Here is a 17,617-nt window from a genome sequence, read left to right on the forward strand (position 1 = left end):
CGCGGATGTTGTCCGCGCCATGCTCGGCAAAACTCTCGGCGCAATCGCCGCCCTGCAGAAGGAAGGCGTCACCGGCAGCGACGGTCGCAAGCTGCTTCTTCAGCTTGCGTGCCTCACCTGCAAAAACCAGCGGTGGAAAGGTGGCAAGCTGGCCTTCCGTGTTCTTCAGCGCGGCAAGATCCGGATAGGCAGGAACCTGCTGGATCGGCTTTGCTCTCCACGAATTCGGCGACCATTTCGTCATCGTTGCACCCAACGTTCTTTCCAGCGGGTGCTATCGCCCGCCATTTCGCCCCAAATGGGGATCGCGGCTCCATACACGAAGCCGATTTCCTATTCTAGACCGGATTTGGACGTGTGGCGAATGGCCGTGATGCGCCAGGAACTGCCGGCGTAGTCATTGGCCAAAGCACCAGCAACGCCTTGCTAGGCAGCCTTCTCCACCAGCCGAGCCAATTGCGTCATGACGACGGCGGCCCCGGCCAGACGCTTTTCAGCTGTTGGCCAGTCGCGGCTGAAGACAACGCTCTGGTCGGGCCGGATCTTGGCCAGCGAACCCTGCTCGCCGATGAACGTGACCAGCCCGACAGGATTGGAAAACTCGCGCTTGCGGAAATGGATGACAACGCCTTTTGGTCCGGCATCGAGCTTTTCGACATTGGCCTTGCGGCAGAGCGCCTTGATGAAGACGATCTTCAGCAGATGCTTCACCTCCTCCGGCAGCGGGCCGAACCGATCGATCAGTTCTGCGCCAAAGGCATCGATCTCCTCGGTGTTTTCGAGGTCGCCGAGGCGGCGGTAGAGCGCCAGCCGCAGCTGCAAGTCCGGAACATAGCTTTCCGGGATCATCACCGCCGTGCCGACGGCGATCTGCGGCGACCAGCCGCCATCCTGAACCTCGCCGGAATCCTTCACCTCGGCGACAGCTTCCTCCAGCATCTGCTGGTAGAGCTCGAAGCCGACCTCCTTGATATGGCCCGACTGCTCTTCGCCGAGAAGATTGCCGGCGCCTCTGATATCGAGATCGTGGCTGGCGAGCTGGAAACCGGCGCCCAGCGTGTCCAGCGACTGCAGCACCTTCAGCCGGCGCTCGGCGGTGTCTGTCAGCTTGCGGTTGGCCGGCAGCGTGAACAGCGCATAGGCGCGCACCTTCGAGCGGCCGACGCGGCCGCGCAGCTGGTAGAGCTGCGACAGACCGAACATGTCGGCGCGATGCACGATCAGCGTGTTGGCGGTCGGGATATCGAGGCCGGATTCGACAATGGTGGTCGACAGCAGCACATCGTACTGGCCGTCGTAGAAGGCATTCATGATGTCGTCGAGCTCGCCGGGCGGCATCTGGCCGTGAGCGACAGCCACTTTCAGCTCTGGAACGGATTCACGCAGGAAATCATGGATTTCCGCCAGATCGCTGATGCGTGGCACGACATAGAAGGAATGACCGCCGCGGTAGCGTTCCCTGAGCAGGGTCTCGCGGATGACCAGCGGGTCGAAGGGCGAGATGAAGGTGCGCACCGCCAGGCGGTCGACCGGCGGCGTGGCGATCAGCGACAGTTCGCGCACGCCGGTCAATGCCAGTTGCAGCGTCCGCGGGATCGGCGTCGCCGACAGCGTCAGCACATGCACGTCGCTCTTCAGGTCCTTCAGCCGTTCCTTGTGCTTGACGCCAAAATGCTGTTCCTCGTCGATGATCAACAGGCCAAGATTCTGGAACGAAATCGAGGCGCCGAGCAGCGCGTGAGTGCCGACGACGATGTCGACCGTGCCTTCGGCGATGCCCTTCTTGGTCTCGGCCAGATCCTTGGCGCCAACCAGCCGCGAGGCCTGAGCGACGCGGATCGGCAGGCCGGAGAAACGCTGCGAAAAGGTCTTGAAATGCTGGCGCGACAACAATGTCGTCGGCACCACCACCGCGACCTGAAACCCTTCCATCGCCGCGATGAAGGCGGCGCGAAGCGCAACTTCCGTCTTGCCGAAGCCGACGTCGCCGCAGATCAGCCGGTCCATCGGCTTTCCAGCCCCCAGATCGCCCATGACCGAATCGATCGCCGTCTGCTGGTCGTCGGTTTCCTCATAGGGAAACCGCGCGGAGAATTCGCCATAGAGACCTTCCGCCGGCACCAGCGAAGGAGCGGCGCGCATCTGCCGCTCTGCGGCGATGCGGATCAACTGGCCGGCCATGTCGAGCAGCCGCCGCTTCAGCCGCGCCTTGCGCGATTGCCAGGCGCCGCCACCAAGCTTGTCCAATGTCGCTTCGGCCGAATCCGAGCCATAGCGTGACAGCAGTTCGATATTTTCAACCGGCAGAAACAGCCGGTCGTCGCCGGCATAATGGATTTCTAGGCAATCATGCGGCGCACCGACCGCCTCGATAGTGCGCAGCCCGATGAAGCGGCCAATGCCGTGGTCGGTGTGGACGACAATGTCGCCGGAGGACAACGCCGAGGCTTCGGCGATGAAGTCGGAAGGACGCTTCTTGCGCTTCGAGCGGCGGATCAGCCGGTCGCCCAGAATGTCCTGCTCGGCGACGACGACCAGTTTCTCGGTCTCGAAGCCGGATTCGAGCGGCAGCACGGCAAGTGCCGCCTGCCCCGGTTCGAGCTTTTCCGCCTCGGCCAGCGTGGCCACCGGCTTGAGCTTGCCGAGATGGTGTTCAGTCAGGATCTGGCCGAGCCGGTCTAGCGAACCTTCTGTCCAGCCGGCGACGACGACCCGGCGGCGGGCGGCCCGCTCATCGGCAATGTGTTTTACGACGACGTCGAAGACGTTGATGGTGGGATCGGCGCGTTCCTCGACGAAGCTGCGGCCATGTCGCGAGCCGGCATGGAAGATTTTCTTCGCGCCGGCATCGGGCGCATCGAAGGGCGTGAAGTCGATCGCTTCGCGAGGCCCAAGCGAGGCGATGAGGTTTTCGGGCGACAGATAAAGCAGGTCGGGCGGCACCGGCTTGTACGGAACGGCGTCCTTCAGCGCGCCGTCCGCCTGCTTCCTGCGCGCCTCGTAGTGGTCGAGGATCAACGCATGGCGTTCCGCCAGCGCCTCATGCGCCAGATGGTCGAACACCACAGGCGTGTCCGGCAGATAGTCGAACACCGTCTCGAGCCGCTCGTAGAAGAACGGCAGCCAATGCTCCATGCCGGCGAAACGCCGTCCCTCGCTGACCGCCGCGTAGAGCCCATCGTCGCGAGAGGGCGCGCCAAAGGCCTCGATGTAACTGCGGCGGAAACGGCTGATGGTCTCCGGCGTCAGCGCCACTTCACTCATCGCCTGCAGCGACATCGACTTGCGCTGGCCGGTGGTGCGCTGCGTGGCGGCGTCGAAGACGCGGATTGATTCCAGCGTGTCGCCGAAGAAATCGAGCCTGAGCGCTTCCGTCCAGCCCGGTGCGAACAGGTCAAGAATGCCGCCGCGCACGGCAAACTCGCCGACGCCGCGCACGGTCGGCACCCGCTCGAAGCCTGATGTCTCCAGCCGCGACACCAGTGCATTCATGTCGATCTGGTTGCCGGGTTTGGCGTGGAAGGTCTGCGCCTCGATGAGGCTTGCCGGCGGAATGCGCTGCAGCAGCGCATTGGCGGTGGTCAGGATGACGGCGCGGTGCGGTCTTTTCACCAGCGCGATCATCGCGGTGAGCGCATCAAGACGCCGTGCGGCAGCATCCGCCCCGGGCGAGACGCGGTCGTAAGGCAGACAATCCCAGGCTGGCAGTTCGAGCACCGGCAGGCCTGGCGCGGCGAATGACAGCGCCTCGACAATCGAAGGCAGGCGCTGGCCGTCGCGCGCCACGAACAACACCGGCTTGTCGGGCGCGATCTCGTGCGCGGCCTGCACCAGCGCAAAGGCTTCGTAGCCGTCGGCAACACCGTCGACGATGAACTGGCCGGCGCGGCCTTTCGGCAGGCCGATCGAGGGAATGAGGCTCATGGATTACACGTCGTTCAGAATGTCATCGTCTGGCGCGACGCCAGGATTTTTTGCAGGACGGCACAATCGATATTTGCCGGAATCGGACGCTCGCCGGTGATCACGGGCAGGAATTCGGTGTCGGGAACATCGAGGAGCCTCTCATATTGGTCGAGTTCGTCGCCGGTCAAGGCGCCGATCTCGGCATCTGCGAAACTGCCAAGGATGAGGTCCATTTCGCGCATGCCGCGATGCCAGGATCGAAACAGAAGCTTGCGGCGGCGGGCGTCGAGCCCCTCGCTTGATCGTTTCGTCCCGGTCATCGTCCAGCATCCTTGCCTGAAGCGGCGCGTATAGCGTGGATAGAGGGCGGTGTCAGCCTTGCGCTGCGGCTGTCGCGACATAAGCTGACATCATGCGTCCTTCCCTCCTCGATCCGCTGTTTGTCCCGATCACCTCGCTTGCCGGCGTCGGGCCGAAGGTCGGCGCACTGATCGAGAAAATCGTGCCGGCCGATCTCGGCGACCGAGCGGCGCGCGCCGGCGATCTTCTGTTCGTGCTGCCCCACACGGTGATCGACCGCCGCAACCGGCCGGGCATCGCCGGTTCGGCCGAAGGCGCGATCGTCACCCTCGAAGTACGCATCGACCGCCACCAGCCGCCGCCGCGCGGCAACAGATCGGTGCCATACCGCGTCTACGCCCATGACGACACCGGCGAGATCGCGCTGACCTTCTTCCATGCGCACGCCGCCTATCTGGAAAGAGCGATGCCCGAAGGCGAGCATGTCGTGGTCTCCGGTCGCATGGAATGGTTCAACGGCCGGCCGACCATGGTTCACCCAGACCACATCGCGCTGGCCAGCGAAGCGGAAAACCTGCCGCTGGTCGAGCCGGTCTATCCGCTCACCGCCGGGCTCTCGGGAAAAGTGCTGCGCCGCGCAATCGGCCAGGCGCTCGCTCGCTTGCCGGTGCTGCCGGAATGGCAGGATGGCGAGTTTCTGCGCCGCCGGACCTTTCCTGCCTTCGGCGACGCGCTCGCCCGCATCCACAATCCCGAGGACCCAATCGACGTGTCCGTCGACGGCGCGGCCTGGCGGCGTCTCGCCTATGACGAGTTTCTGGCAGGCCAGGTGTCGCTGGCGCTGGTGCGCGCAAAAGTCCGCCGCCTGTCCGGACGACCATTGGTCGGCGACGGTCGCATCGTCGAAAAGCTGCGCGCCGCCCTTTCCTATTCGCTGACTCCCAGCCAGGAATTCGCGTTGGCCGAAATCAACGCCGATCTGGCCGATCCCGAACGCATGCTGCGCCTGCTGCAGGGAGATGTCGGCTCCGGCAAGACGGTTGTCGCGCTACTCGCAATGGCGCGCGCCGTCGAGGCTGGTGGCCAAGCGGCGTTAATGGCGCCGACCGAAATCCTGGCGCGCCAGCATCTCGCGACGATTGCACCTTTGGCGGAGCGAGCCGGCCTGCGCGTTGCCATCCTCACCGGCCGCGAAAAGGGCCGCGAGCGCACCGAGACGCTGGCCGGTCTGGTCAATGGCGAGATCGACATCGTCGTCGGCACCCATGCGCTGTTCCAGGAAACGGTGATGTTCCACGATCTCGTCCTCGCCGTCATCGACGAGCAGCACCGTTTTGGCGTTCACCAGCGGCTTGCCATCACCGCCAAGGGCGATGCGCCCGACATGCTCGTGATGACGGCGACGCCGATCCCGCGCACGCTGGTGCTGACCGCTTTCGGCGACATGGACGTGTCGAAGCTGACCGAAAAGCCGGCCGGTCGCCAGCCGATCCGCACCGTCACCCTGCCGCTCGAGCGGCTCGACGAACTGGTCGGCCGCATGCGCGACGCCGTCGCCGACGGCCAGAAGATCTACTGGATCTGTCCGCTGGTCGAGGAATCCGAAGAGATCAGGCTGATGTCGGCGGAGGACCGCTTTGCCTCGCTGAAGCCGCTGTTCGGCGACCGGATCGGCCTGGTGCACGGGCGCATGAAGGGCGCCGACAAGGATGAGGCGATGCGCGCCTTCAAGGCCGGCGAGACACGCATCCTGATCGCCACTACGGTCATCGAGGTCGGCGTCGATGTGCCGGATGCGACGATCATGGTCATCGAGCATGCCGAGCGCTTTGGCCTCGCCCAGTTGCACCAATTGCGCGGCCGGGTCGGGCGCGGCGAAAAACCATCCTCCTGCGTGCTGCTCTACAAGGATCCGCTCGGCGAGACGGCAACGCGCCGGCTGTCGGTGATGCGCGAGACCGAGGACGGATTCCGCATCGCCGAGGAGGACCTGAAGCTGCGCGGCGAAGGCGAGTTGCTCGGCACCCGACAGTCCGGCACGCCGGGCTTCCAGGTGGCGCGCATCGAGGCGCATGCCGACCTGCTGGAGGCCGCCCGCGACGACGCGCGGCTGATCCTGTCGCGCGATCCGGAACTGCAATCCGAACGCGGCGCCGCCCTTCGCATGCTGCTTTATTTGTTCGGCCGCGACGAGGCGGTGCGGCTCTTGCGCGCCGGCTGAGGCCCGGCATCCACCGGCGGATTAGCGATCTGAACGCCGATCGGTTTGCCGTTCAACGTCACCATTTTCGTCTTGACCGCAGGCGCCACCAGGCCTGCCGAAACGATCAGCTTGGCGCCGTCCTCGACCGTCATGTCGAGCACCACGATATCGGATTTCGGCACATACATGAGAAAGCCCGTGGTCGGGTTGGGCGCGCACGGCATGAATACCGCGATCAGCGGATCACCTTCCTGGTCGAGCTTCTGGTTGATCTCGGTTTCCTTGTCGCTGGCGACGAAGACCAGCGACCAGACGCCCTTGCGCGGATATTCGACCAGCCCGACCTGGCGAAACATGTCGCCTTTGTTCGACAGCACAGTCTCGAAGATCTGCTTCAGCGAGCCGTAGATGCCGCGCACCAGCGGCATGCGGCCGAGCAGCCGTTCGCCGAACAAGACGATAGCGCGGCCGACGATATTGGCGGTCAGGAAACCGATCAGGGTGATCAGGATCAAGGCGACGATCAGGCCGAATCCCGGAACCGGCGCCGGCAGATAGCTATCGGGGTTGTAGCGCGCCGGAATATAGGGTTTCACCCACGAATCGACCCAGCCGATGAACGACCAGGCGATGTAAGCGGTGATCGCCAGCGGCGCGCAGACGACAAAGCCTGTCAGGAAGTAATTCCGCAGCCGGGTCATGCCAGAGGTCTTGGGCGCATCGGACATGGTTCACCGCAGCACTGGTTGCGGCGCAACATTAATGAACCGCAATCCGCTTTGGAACCGCGAAATTTTTTAAACCACGCCTATTCCACAGTCACCGATTTCGCCAGGTTGCGCGGCTGGTCGACGTCGGTGCCCATGAACACGGCGGTGAAATAGGCCAGCATCTGGATCGGCAGCGCGTAGATGATCGGCGAGATGATTTCCGGCACGTCCGGCAGCACGATCGTCTCCATCGTCTTCACCGTGGCGTGTGCGGCACCCTTGCTGTCGGTGATCAGGATGATCTTGCCACCGCGCGCGGCCACTTCCTGCATGTTGGACACCGTCTTTTCAAAAATGCGGTCGTGCGGGGCAATGACGATCACCGGCATGTTCTCGTCGATCAGCGCGATCGGCCCGTGCTTCAGCTCACCGGCGGCGTAGCCCTCGGCATGGATATAGGAGATTTCCTTGAGCTTCAGCGCGCCTTCCATGGCCAGCGGGAAATTGGTGTCGCGGCCGAGATAGAGCACGTTCTTGTAGTGGGCGAGGTCGCGTGCGACCTTTTCGATCTGCCCGTCGAGCTTCAAGACCTGGTTGGCATAGCGCGGCGCTTCCGACAGTTGGCGGACCAGCGTCGTTTCCTGCTCCCGCGAGATCGTTCCGCGCGCCACGCCGGCCCGCACGGCAAGCGAGGCCAGCACCGACAATTGACAGGTGAAGGCCTTGGTCGAGGCGACACCGATCTCCGGCCCGGCCAGCGTCGGCAGGATGACGTCGGACTCGCGCGCCATCGTCGATTCGCGGACATTGACGACCGCGCCGATCTTCATGCCCGCCTTGCGGCAATAGCGCAGCGAGGCCAACGTGTCGGCGGTCTCGCCCGATTGCGAGATGAAGAAGGCGGCGTCTGTCTTCGACAGCGGCATCTCGCGGTAGCGGAATTCCGAAGCGACATCGATGTCGACCGGCAGCCGCGCATAGCGCTCGAACCAGTATTTGCTGATCAGGCCGGCCAGATAGGCAGTGCCGCAGGCCGAGATCGCCAGCCGGTCGATTTTGGCGAAATCGAACGGCAGGTCGAGCGGCTTCGATACGCCGCCGACAAAATCCACATAATGCGCCAGCGTGTGCGAGATCACTTCGGGCTGTTCATGGATTTCCTTCTCCATGAAATGCCGCCGGTTGCCCTTGTCGACCATGAAGCTGGTGCTGAGCGACTGCTGGCGCTTGCGGTCGACCTTGCTGCCGTCCATGTCGAAGATGGCGACCTCGTTGCGGCGCACCACCGCCCAGTCGCCGTCCTCCAGATAGGTGATCGAATTGGTGAAGGGGGCAAGCGCGATGGCGTCGGAGCCCAGGAACATCTCGCCGTCGCCATGGCCGACGGCCAGCGGCGGGCCGTTGCGGGCGCCGACGATGAGGTCCTCGTCGCCCTTGAACATGATGGCAAGCGCAAAGGCGCCTTCCAGCCGCCTCAGCGCCTGGTGCGCGGCCTCGACCGGCTTCAGGCCCTTGGCCAATTCGCGCCCCACCAGATGTGCGACGACCTCGGTGTCGGTCTGTGATGAAAATGTGTAGCCGTCGCGCATCAACTCGTCGCGCAATTCGGCGAAATTCTCGATGATGCCATTATGGACGATGGCGACGCCATCGGAAAAATGCGGATGCGCATTGGTCTCGTTGGGCACACCATGCGTCGCCCAGCGCGTGTGGCCGATGCCGATCATGCCGTCGAGCGGTTCGTCCTTCAACCGGCGTTCGAGATTGATCAGCTTGCCCTCGGCGCGGCGACGGGCAAGCTTGCCGCGCTCGACGGTGGCGACGCCGGCGGAATCATAGCCGCGATATTCGAGCCTTTTCAGCGCATCGACGATCAGTGGCGCGACAGGCGAGTGGCTGACAATTCCGACGATACCGCACATAGACGTTTGCCCCCGATTCCGGCATGAAACCCGGCGTCATTTAGGATTGGCCGGGCTGCCGCGAAAATCACATTGCGTTTCGTTCCATATCAGCCGGAACGATCTTGCACAGATGCACCATGACAGAGCGCTCTTGCAATCCGGTTACCGCGTTCGCTCGGTTTGTCCGCGAATGCATGTTATCTCGTCCCAATGGTTCTGAAATCCGTCAAAGATATGATGCGGTCATGAACGAACAAATCGACACGGTGACGCTTTGGCGCCCGGTTGGGCCTGAAGAGCTGAAGCCGATCGAGAAGTCCGGCATGCGGGCGTTTCCGCCGCGCCTTCCCGAGCAACCCATTTTCTACCCCGTTCTGTCCGAAGCTTATGCCGTGCAGATCGCGCGTGACTGGAACGTACCAGCCAGCGGCTCGGGCTTCGTTACCCGGTTTGACGTTTTGAAGAGCTTTCTCGACCAGTACCGGGTTGAACATGCCGGTAGCAGGGCACATCTGGAATACTGGATCCCTGCCGAAGACCTTCCTGAATTCAACAGGGCAATTGTCGGCAGGATCGAGGTGGACGGCCGCTTTCGGCACAGATGCGAACCTTGCCGGCTAACGCCGAATGATCATCCACCGGCCTTCTTCGCCGCCGCGGCCGAAGCAAAACGCTCGCGCAATTCCTTGCCCTTGCCGGCCAGCGTCCTCTGGCGGGCGCGGCCAAAGGCCAGCGCATCGTCGGGGACACTTTCGGTGACCACGCTGCCCGAAGCGATGTAGCCGCCCTTGCCGATCGTAACAGGCGCCACGAGCGAGGAGTTCGAGCCGATAAAGGCGCCCTCGCCGATGTCGGTGAAGAACTTCGAGTAGCCGTCATAGTTGCAGGTGATGGTTCCAGCGCCGATGTTGGCGCCGGCGCCGACGCGGGCATCGCCGATATAGGTCAGGTGATTGACCTTGGCCCCCTCCTCGATCGTCGCCTGCTTGACCTCGCAGAAATTGCCGACCTTGGCCTTTTGCTTGAGATCGGCGCCTGGCCGCAGCCGCGCGTACGGGCCGACATCGCAGTTCGAAGCGATGGTGGCGCCTTCAATGTGGCTGAAGGCATGGATCTTGGCGCCCGTGGCGATTTTCACGCCCGGCCCGAACCAGACATTGGGTTCGACGATCGTATCCGCGCCGATCTCGGTATCGTGCGAAAAGAACACGGTTTCCGGCGCAATCAATGTGACGCCGGAGAGCATTGCCTCGCCCCGCCGGCGCCTCTGCCAGATGCCTTCGGCCTCGGCGAGTTCGGCACGGTTGTTGATGCCGAGCACATTCTCGTAGCCGGCTTCTGCCGCAACGACATCAAAACCCTGCCCGCCGGCGATCTCGACGACGTCGGTGAGATAATACTCGCCCTTGGCATTGTTGTTGCCGACTTGCTCGAGCAGCTTGAGCGCATGCTTGCCCGCGACCGCCATCAGCCCGCCATTGCAGAAGGTGATTTTCTTCTCCTCGTCGGTGCAGTCCTTTTCCTCGCGGATGGCGATGAGCTTGCCGCCCTTTTCTATCAGCCGGCCATAGCCGGAAGGATTTGACGTGCGGAAGCCGACCACAACGACGGCAGCGCCTTCCGCCAGCTTCAGGCGCGCAGCAGTCAGCACCTCCGGATCGATCAGCGGCGTATCGCCGAACATCACCAGGATGTCGTCGTAACCCTTTGATATAGCGTCGCGAGCAGTCAGAACAGCATGCGCCGTACCGAGCCGCTTGTCCTGGACGAAGGTCTCCGCCTTCGGCGCGAATTTTTGCGTGGCCTTGCGCATCTCGTCCGCGCCATGGCCGATCACCAGAGCCAGATCACCGCTGCCTGCCGCTTCGGCAGCCCTCACGACATGGGCGACCATCGGCAGGCCGGCGATCGGGTGCAGCACTTTTGGCACAGTACTTTTCATGCGCGTGCCTTCGCCGGCGGCGAGGATGACGGACAGGCAGGTTCTCTGGCTCATGAAAAGGCAACCATATGAAAAGCGTTGGGAATCAAGGCATGTCTAGCACTGACGCCATGCTGCACCAATGCGGTTAAATTCCGGTGAGACGGTAGAGCAACTGACTTTTAATCAGCAGGTGTAGATGCGCCAGCATGGGGCCGTATCTGGTCAAGCCTACCCCAGCTGCCCCAGCACCGGAAAATTCTCCAGCAGCCAATAGGATGCTGCCTGCACGCCGCCGGTCAGGAAAAAGACGCCGGCGACGACCAGCAACGCGCCCATCGCCTTTTCGACACGGCCGAGATGCACGCGGAACTTCGAGAGAAAGCGCATGAAAGCGCCGGAAAACAGCGCCGCGATCAGGAACGGTATGCCGAGACCTAGCGAGTACGCGGCAAGCAGCAGCGCGCCCTCGCCCACCGTCTCGCGGCCGCCGGCCAACGTCAGGATCGGCCCCAGCACCGGTCCGATGCAGGGTGTCCAGCCGAAGGCGAAGGCCAGTCCCATGACATAGGCGGCAACGATACTGGCCGGCTTGCCTTGCGACTGGAAGCGCGCCTCACGCGACAGCAGCGGGATGCGCAATATGCCGAGAAAATTCAACCCCATCAGGATGATCAGCACGCCGGCGGCCATCGCCAGCGGCTCCTGCCAGACGCGCAGCAGCCGGCCGATGGTCGAGGCGCCGGCGCCCAGCGCCACGAAGACGGTCGAGAAGCCGAGAACGAAGGCGATCGAGGCATAGAGCAGCGCACTGCGCGCGTCGGCCTTGGCCGTGACGCCGGCATTGCCGCGGAAATCATCGACCGACACCCCGGCCATATAGCAGAGATAGGGCGGCACCAGCGGCAGCACGCAAGGCGACAGGAACGAGATCGCCCCCGCCCCGACCGCGCTGACATAGCCGATATCCAATGCCATTGCCGAACTCCACTGTCGGCGCCGATATAGCGGCGCACGGGCTTGTCCGCCAATCACCATTGCGTGGCAAGTTGCCGCCCTGCATCGAGGAAGAAACGGCACCCCAGGCGCGTTGATGCAACGAGGCCGCGACTTTCCGCGCGCTTCCCGATCATATCAGGGAGAACAGGCCTCCCGGCGGCCAGCTTTGGTACTGTCCGCTGGGCATATGAGCCCCACTCGCCACGCCTGACTCGCCCGCCGACAGAGCATTCTACCGAACGTCTCTTCAGCGGGGGGCTGGCGCATGATCGATGTTTCTCTTATATCCGCGGAAGATTTTGTCCCGTTTCTCCCGGATCCATTGCCGGCTTGTCCAACGGTAGGGCAGCCGCTCCCCCTATCCGGGATTGCGGATATCACATGACGCACCCTTGGGTTGCGCGCTGAATGCAGGACTGCATTTTGGGCGCTTCCCCTTGACCGGATGCAAAAGCGCGGCCATGTGAGCGACAATTCTACGAGATTTCGTCGCGCGCAGCGGAATTCTTCTGCCGCACCACAGCTGATATGAGACCTCATGGACGTCGTCGTCGTCGAATCGCCGGCCAAAGCGAAGACAATCAACAAGTACCTCGGAAAGAACTATAAGGTCCTGGCCTCGTTCGGCCACGTCCGCGATCTGCCGGCCAAGGATGGCTCGGTGCGTCCGGACGAGGATTTTGCCATGTCCTGGGCTGTCGACACCGCCTCGAGCAAACGTCTTGCCGACATCGCCAAGGCGGTCAAGGACGCCGACGGCCTGATCCTCGCCACCGATCCGGATCGCGAGGGCGAAGCCATTTCCTGGCACGTTCTGGAAGTGCTGAAGCAGAAGCGCGCGCTGAAGGACAAGCCGGTCAGCCGCGTCGTCTTCAACGCCATCACCAAATCGTCGGTGCTGGAAGCTATGGCCAATCCGCGTCAGATCGATGCGCCGCTGGTCGACGCCTATCTCGCCCGCCGCGCGCTCGACTATCTCGTCGGCTTCACCCTGTCGCCCGTGCTGTGGCGCAAGCTGCCCGGCGCCCGTTCCGCCGGCCGCGTGCAGTCGGTGGCATTGCGGCTCGTCTGCGACCGCGAATTGGAGATCGAGCGCTTCATTCGCGAGGAATACTGGCAGATATCAGCTCTCCTCGGAACGCCGCGCAACGAAAATTTCGAGGCGCGGCTGACCGCCTTCGAGCGCAAGAAGCTGCAAAAGCTCGACATTTCGAACAAGGCGCAGGCCGACGACATCAAGACGATGCTGGAAGGCGCTGGCTTCAAGGCGCTGTCGGTCGAAGCCAAGCCGACCAAGCGCAATCCAGGTCCGCCCTTCACCACCTCGACGCTGCAGCAGGCCGCCTCCTCGCGTCTCGGCTTCTCGGCCAGCCGCACCATGCAAGTGGCGCAGCGGCTCTACGAAGGCATGGATATCGGCGGCGAGACTGCCGGCCTGATCACCTATATGCGAACCGACGGCGTGCAGATGGCGCCTGAAGCGATCTCGGCCGCCCGCGATGCCATTGCCAAGGAATTCGGCCCGAAATACCTGCCGGAAAAGTCACGCTACTACACGACCAAGGCCAAGAACGCCCAGGAAGCGCACGAAGCGATCCGCCCGACCGATTTCATGCGCACGCCGGCTTCGGTCAGGCAATATCTCGATGCCGACCAGGCCCGGCTCTACGAGATGGTGTGGAAACGCGCCATCGCCAGCCAGATGCAACCGGCCGAGATCGAGCGCACCACGGTCGAGATCGAGGCGGTCAATGGCGCCCGCACGGCCGAGCTTCGCGCCGTCGGCTCGGTCGTTCGCTTCGACGGTTTCATTGCCGCCTATACCGAGCAGAAGGACGAGGATTCGGAAGACGAGGAAAACCGCCGTCTGCCCGAGATCCGTGCCGGCGAACAGCTCGACCGCGAGGCGATCAACGCCACCCAGCACACGACCGAGCCGCCGCCGCGCTATTCGGAGGCTTCGCTGATCAAGAAGCTGGAAGAGCTCGGCATCGGCCGGCCATCGACCTATACGGCGATCCTGAAGACGCTCGAGGACCGCGACTATGTCGCCATCGACAAGCGCAAGCTTGTACCGCAGGCCAAGGGGCGGCTGTTGTCGGCCTTCCTCGAAAGCTTCTTCGAGCGCTATGTCGAATATGATTTCACCGCCTCGCTCGAGGAAAAACTGGACGAAATCTCGGACGGCAAGCTCGCCTGGAAGGATGTGCTACGCGATTTCTGGAAGGATTTTTCGGGCGCCGTCGCCGACATCAAGGAATTGCGCGTCACCGACGTGCTCGATGCATTGAACGAAGAACTGGCGCCGCTGGTGTTTCCCGCGCGGGAAGACGGTTCGAACCCCCGGATCTGCCCGAAATGCGGCACCGGCAACCTGTCGCTGAAGCTCGGCAAATTCGGCGCCTTTGTCGGCTGTTCGAATTATCCCGAATGCTCCTTCACCCGCCAGCTCGGCGACGCCGCCAACCCCAATGGCGAAAACGGCAATGGCGAGGACGGCACCAAGGTGCTTGGCAAGGACCCCTACACGGCGGAGGAAATCACCCTGCGCAGCGGTCGTTTCGGCCCCTATATCCAGCGCGGCGACGGAAAGGAAGCCAAGCGCTCCAGCCTGCCCAAGGGCTGGACGGTCGATTCGATCGACCACGAAAAGGCACTCGCCTTGCTGTCGCTGCCGCGCGACGTCGGCAAGCATCCGGAATCCGGCAAGATGATCTCGGCCGGGCTGGGGCGCTACGGCCCGTTCGTGCTGCATGACGGCACCTACGCCAATCTCGACAATATCGAGGACGTGTTCTCGATCGGTCTCAACCGCGCCGTGTCTGTGATTGCCGAGAAGCAGTTGAAGGGCCCGGGCGGCCGCAATGGCGGCACGCCCGCCGCCTTGAAGGAGCTCGGCGAGCATCCGGCTGGCGGCGGTAAGATCGTCGTGCGTGACGGCAAATACGGGCCTTACGTTAATTTCGGCAAGGTCAATGCGACGCTGCCGAAGGGCAAGGACCCGCAGTCGGTCACGATCGAGGACGCGGTGGCGCTGATTGCCGAGAAGGAAGCCAAGGGCGGCAATGGCGGCAGAAAGCCCTTCCGCAAAGCGGCCGCACCTGCCAAAAAGCCTGCGGCGGCCAAAAAACCGGCGGCCAAGAAAGTGGCCAACAAAAAGGGATAGGGCATCGTGGCGCGCAGGGTATCCGGAAGAAGTCATGGCGATCTGCGCACCGCCGACACGAGAGCCAAGGTTAGGGATAACTACCGGCCGTCCCGCGACGAGATCCTGCGCTACATCGCCGAAAATCCGGATCGCTCAGGAAAACGCGATATCGCCAAGGCGTTTGCGCTGCGCGGCGAGGACCGTATCTGGCTGAAAGACATTTTGCGCGACCTGCAGGATGAGGGCCTGCTGACCAAGGAACGCAAGCGGCTGGCCCGCGTCGGCGCCCTCGCCCATGTCGCCGTGCTCGACATCTTTGGCCGCGACGCCGACGGCGTGCTGCTGGCGCACCCAACCGAAGCCGTTGGCAACGGCGAGCCGCCCGTCATCGCGATCCGCGTGTCGCGCGGCGGCGGCGGCCCGACTCCGGGCATCGGCGACCGCGTGCTGGCCAAGACCTTTCCAACAGATGACGCGACGGGCCCCGCATACACCGGGCGGGTGATGAAGATCTTCGAGAAGCGCACCGATGCCGTTCTCGGCGTTTTTCGCGTTCTGCAGGACGGCACCTTCCGCATCGAGCCTGTCGAAAGACGCCAGCCGGAGCTGGTGGTCGACAAGGATTTCCAGAACGGCGCCAAGAACGGCGATCTGGTCGAGGTCGAGCCGGCGCGGGCCTCCCGCTATGGACTGCCCAGAGCCAAGGTGCTGGCGGTGCTCGGTTCGCTGACCAGCGAAAAGGCGGTCTCGATGATCGCCATCCACGCGCATGACATTCCGCATATTTTCCCGGCAGACGTCATTGCCGAGGCGGAGGCGGTCAAACCGGCGACGCTGGCCGGCCGCGAGGACTGGCGCGAGCTGCCGCTGGTCACCATCGATCCGGCCGACGCCAAGGACCATGACGATGCGGTGTTCGCCATATCGGATCCGGACGAAAAGAACCCCGGCGGCGTGGTGGTTACCGTAGCGATTGCCGATGTCGCCGCTTATGTGCGCTATGGCACCGCGCTCGACCGCGAGGCGCTGAAGCGCGGCAATTCGGTCTATTTCCCGGATCGCGTCGTGCCGATGCTGCCGGAGCGCATCTCCAACGACCTTTGTTCGCTGCGCGAAGGCCAGGACCGCCCGGCGCTGGCGGTCCGCATGACCTTCTCGGCCGATGGCCGCAAGCTCAGGCATTCATTCCACCGCATCATGATGAAATCGGCGGCGAAACTCGCTTATCCGCAAGCGCAAGCCGCGATCGACGGCGCGCCTGACGACAAGACCGGCCCGATCCTCGACACGGTGCTGAAGCCGCTGTGGGATGCCTACGCCGTCGTCAAGCGCGGCCGTGAGACGCGTCAGCCGCTCGAGCTTGAACTGCCTGAGCGGAAAATCTTGCTCAAGGAGGACGGCACCGTCGACCGGGTCGTCGTGCCGGAGCGGCTCGACGCACACAAGCTGATCGAAGAATTCATGATCCAGGCCAATGTCGCGGCGGCCGAGATGCTGGAGGCGAAACGGCAGGCGCTGGTCTACCGCATCCATGACGCGCCTTCGCTCGCCAAGCAGGAATCGCTGCGCGAATTCCTGCAGGCGCTTGGCCTCTCGCTGGCACGCGGGGCGCAGATGCGGCCCAACCAGTTCAACGGGATTCTGGATCGCGTCCGCGGCGCCGACCATGAGGGACTGGTCAACGAGGTGGTGCTGCGCACGCAGATGCAGGCCGAATATTCGCCCAGCAACATCGGCCATTTCGGCCTCAATCTGAAACGCTACGCGCATTTCACCTCGCCGATCCGTAGATATGCCGACCTGATCGTGCATCGCGGGCTGATTGCCGCCCTCGGCTTTGGTGCGGGCGGACTGACGCAAGATGAGGGGGAGCGGTTGGAAGAGGTTTCAGCACTGATCTCGGCCACTGAGCGCCGCGCCATGGCCGCCGAGCGCGACACGGTCGACCGGCTGATCGCCGCCTATCTGGCCGAGCGTGTCGACGATCGTTTCGATGCACGCATTTCGGGCGTCACCAAATCGGGACTATTTGTCCAATTGCCGCAGTATGGCGCAGATGGTTTCATCCCAGTGTCAAGTCTGGACGGCGATTACTATATATACGACGAAACTGCCCGATCGCTTTTCGGAGAGCGCACCGGCAAGGGCTATCAGCTTGCCGACCGCGTCGAGGTTCGCCTGATCGAGGTGGCGCCTATGGCCGGCGCGATGCGTTTCGAGATGCTGACCGACCCAAAGCCGCTGCCCGGCTCCAAACGGTCGTTTCACAAGGCCAAAGGCCGCGCCCGCGCGTCGCAATCGCGTCCAGGCTCGCGCGGCAGGAGACGATAATGCCAAGCGATTTGAACATGAACCAACAGGTTTTCGGCGGCGAACATCATTCGGACCGCATTGCCCGCCCGCTGTGGACGGCGATGAAGCGTGGCGCGCTTGGCCGCTGCCCGCATTGCGGCGAGGGAAAGCTGTTTCGCGCTTTCGTCAAGACCGTCGATAAATGCGATCATTGCGGCGAGGAACTCCATCACC

General features: G+C 63.3%; 10 protein-coding genes and 2 pseudogenes. 5 read left to right on the forward strand and 7 right to left on the reverse strand.

Annotated elements, in window-relative coordinates; translation table 11 throughout:
- The 3 genes from EOA78_RS30025 to EOA78_RS30035 form a co-directional block, all read right to left on the reverse strand.
- The coding region (locus tag EOA78_RS30025; protein WP_164784001.1) for a 3-deoxy-7-phosphoheptulonate synthase at positions 1 to 244 on the reverse strand (244 nt) is incomplete at its 3' end.
- A 182-nt stretch (positions 245 to 426) separates the two neighbouring features.
- Entirely contained in the window at positions 427 to 3,924 is a 3,498-nt protein-coding gene (mfd, locus tag EOA78_RS30030) for a transcription-repair coupling factor (RefSeq protein ID WP_127318753.1), read from the reverse strand.
- Between the two features lie 14 nt (positions 3,925 to 3,938).
- Positions 3,939 to 4,226 (reverse strand): succinate dehydrogenase assembly factor 2, encoded by a 288-nt coding sequence (locus tag EOA78_RS30035; protein ID WP_127318755.1) that lies wholly within the window; start codon positions 4,224 to 4,226, stop codon positions 3,939 to 3,941.
- 92 nt (positions 4,227 to 4,318) lie between these two features.
- On the opposite strand from EOA78_RS30035, the gene recG reads away from it, so the two are divergent.
- Positions 4,319 to 6,427, forward strand: a complete 2,109-nt coding sequence (gene recG, locus EOA78_RS30040) for an ATP-dependent DNA helicase RecG (protein WP_127318757.1) — start codon at positions 4,319 to 4,321, stop codon at positions 6,425 to 6,427.
- Here recG and EOA78_RS30045 read toward each other — a convergent pair.
- Both EOA78_RS30045 and glmS read right to left on the reverse strand, forming a co-directional pair.
- Positions 6,379 to 7,137 (reverse strand): DUF502 domain-containing protein, encoded by a 759-nt coding sequence (locus tag EOA78_RS30045; RefSeq protein WP_127318759.1) that lies wholly within the window; start codon positions 7,135 to 7,137, stop codon positions 6,379 to 6,381. The genes recG and EOA78_RS30045 overlap by 49 nt on opposite strands.
- 80 nt (positions 7,138 to 7,217) lie before the next feature.
- Entirely contained in the window at positions 7,218 to 9,041 is a 1,824-nt protein-coding gene (gene glmS / locus EOA78_RS30050; RefSeq protein ID WP_127318761.1) for a glutamine--fructose-6-phosphate transaminase (isomerizing), read from the reverse strand.
- 227 nt (positions 9,042 to 9,268) lie between these two features.
- Between glmS and EOA78_RS37450 the strand changes: the two are divergent.
- A pseudogene (locus EOA78_RS37450) lies at positions 9,269 to 9,604 on the forward strand (ADP-ribosylation/crystallin J1); the annotation flags it as partial.
- Positions 9,605 to 9,654: 50 nt separating this feature from the next.
- Here the strand turns inward: EOA78_RS37450 and glmU are convergent.
- Positions 9,655 to 11,019: a bifunctional UDP-N-acetylglucosamine diphosphorylase/glucosamine-1-phosphate N-acetyltransferase GlmU gene (gene glmU / locus EOA78_RS30060; RefSeq protein ID WP_127318763.1), complete on the reverse strand. Its 1,365-nt coding sequence runs from the start codon at positions 11,017 to 11,019 to the stop codon at positions 9,655 to 9,657.
- 156 nt (positions 11,020 to 11,175) lie between these two features.
- Entirely contained in the window at positions 11,176 to 11,922 is a 747-nt protein-coding gene (locus EOA78_RS30065; protein ID WP_127318765.1) for a cytochrome c biogenesis CcdA family protein, read from the reverse strand.
- A 559-nt stretch (positions 11,923 to 12,481) separates the two neighbouring features.
- Here EOA78_RS30065 and topA point away from each other — a divergent pair.
- From topA to EOA78_RS30080, 3 genes and pseudogenes are all read left to right on the forward strand, one after another.
- Positions 12,482 to 15,109, forward strand: coding sequence for a type I DNA topoisomerase (topA, locus tag EOA78_RS30070; protein ID WP_127318767.1), 2,628 nt, complete (start codon positions 12,482 to 12,484; stop codon positions 15,107 to 15,109).
- 42 nt (positions 15,110 to 15,151) lie between these two features.
- On the forward strand, positions 15,152 to 17,422 hold the full coding sequence (gene rnr, locus EOA78_RS30075; protein ID WP_245477851.1) for a ribonuclease R: 2,271 nt from the start codon (positions 15,152 to 15,154) through the stop codon (positions 17,420 to 17,422).
- Positions 17,422 to 17,617, forward strand: a pseudogene (locus tag EOA78_RS30080) (hypothetical protein); the annotation flags it as partial. The gene rnr and the pseudogene EOA78_RS30080, both read left to right, overlap by 1 nt.

Source organism: Mesorhizobium sp. M5C.F.Cr.IN.023.01.1.1, assembly GCF_003997585.1.
Lineage (GTDB): Bacteria > Pseudomonadota > Alphaproteobacteria > Rhizobiales > Rhizobiaceae > Mesorhizobium > Mesorhizobium wenxiniae.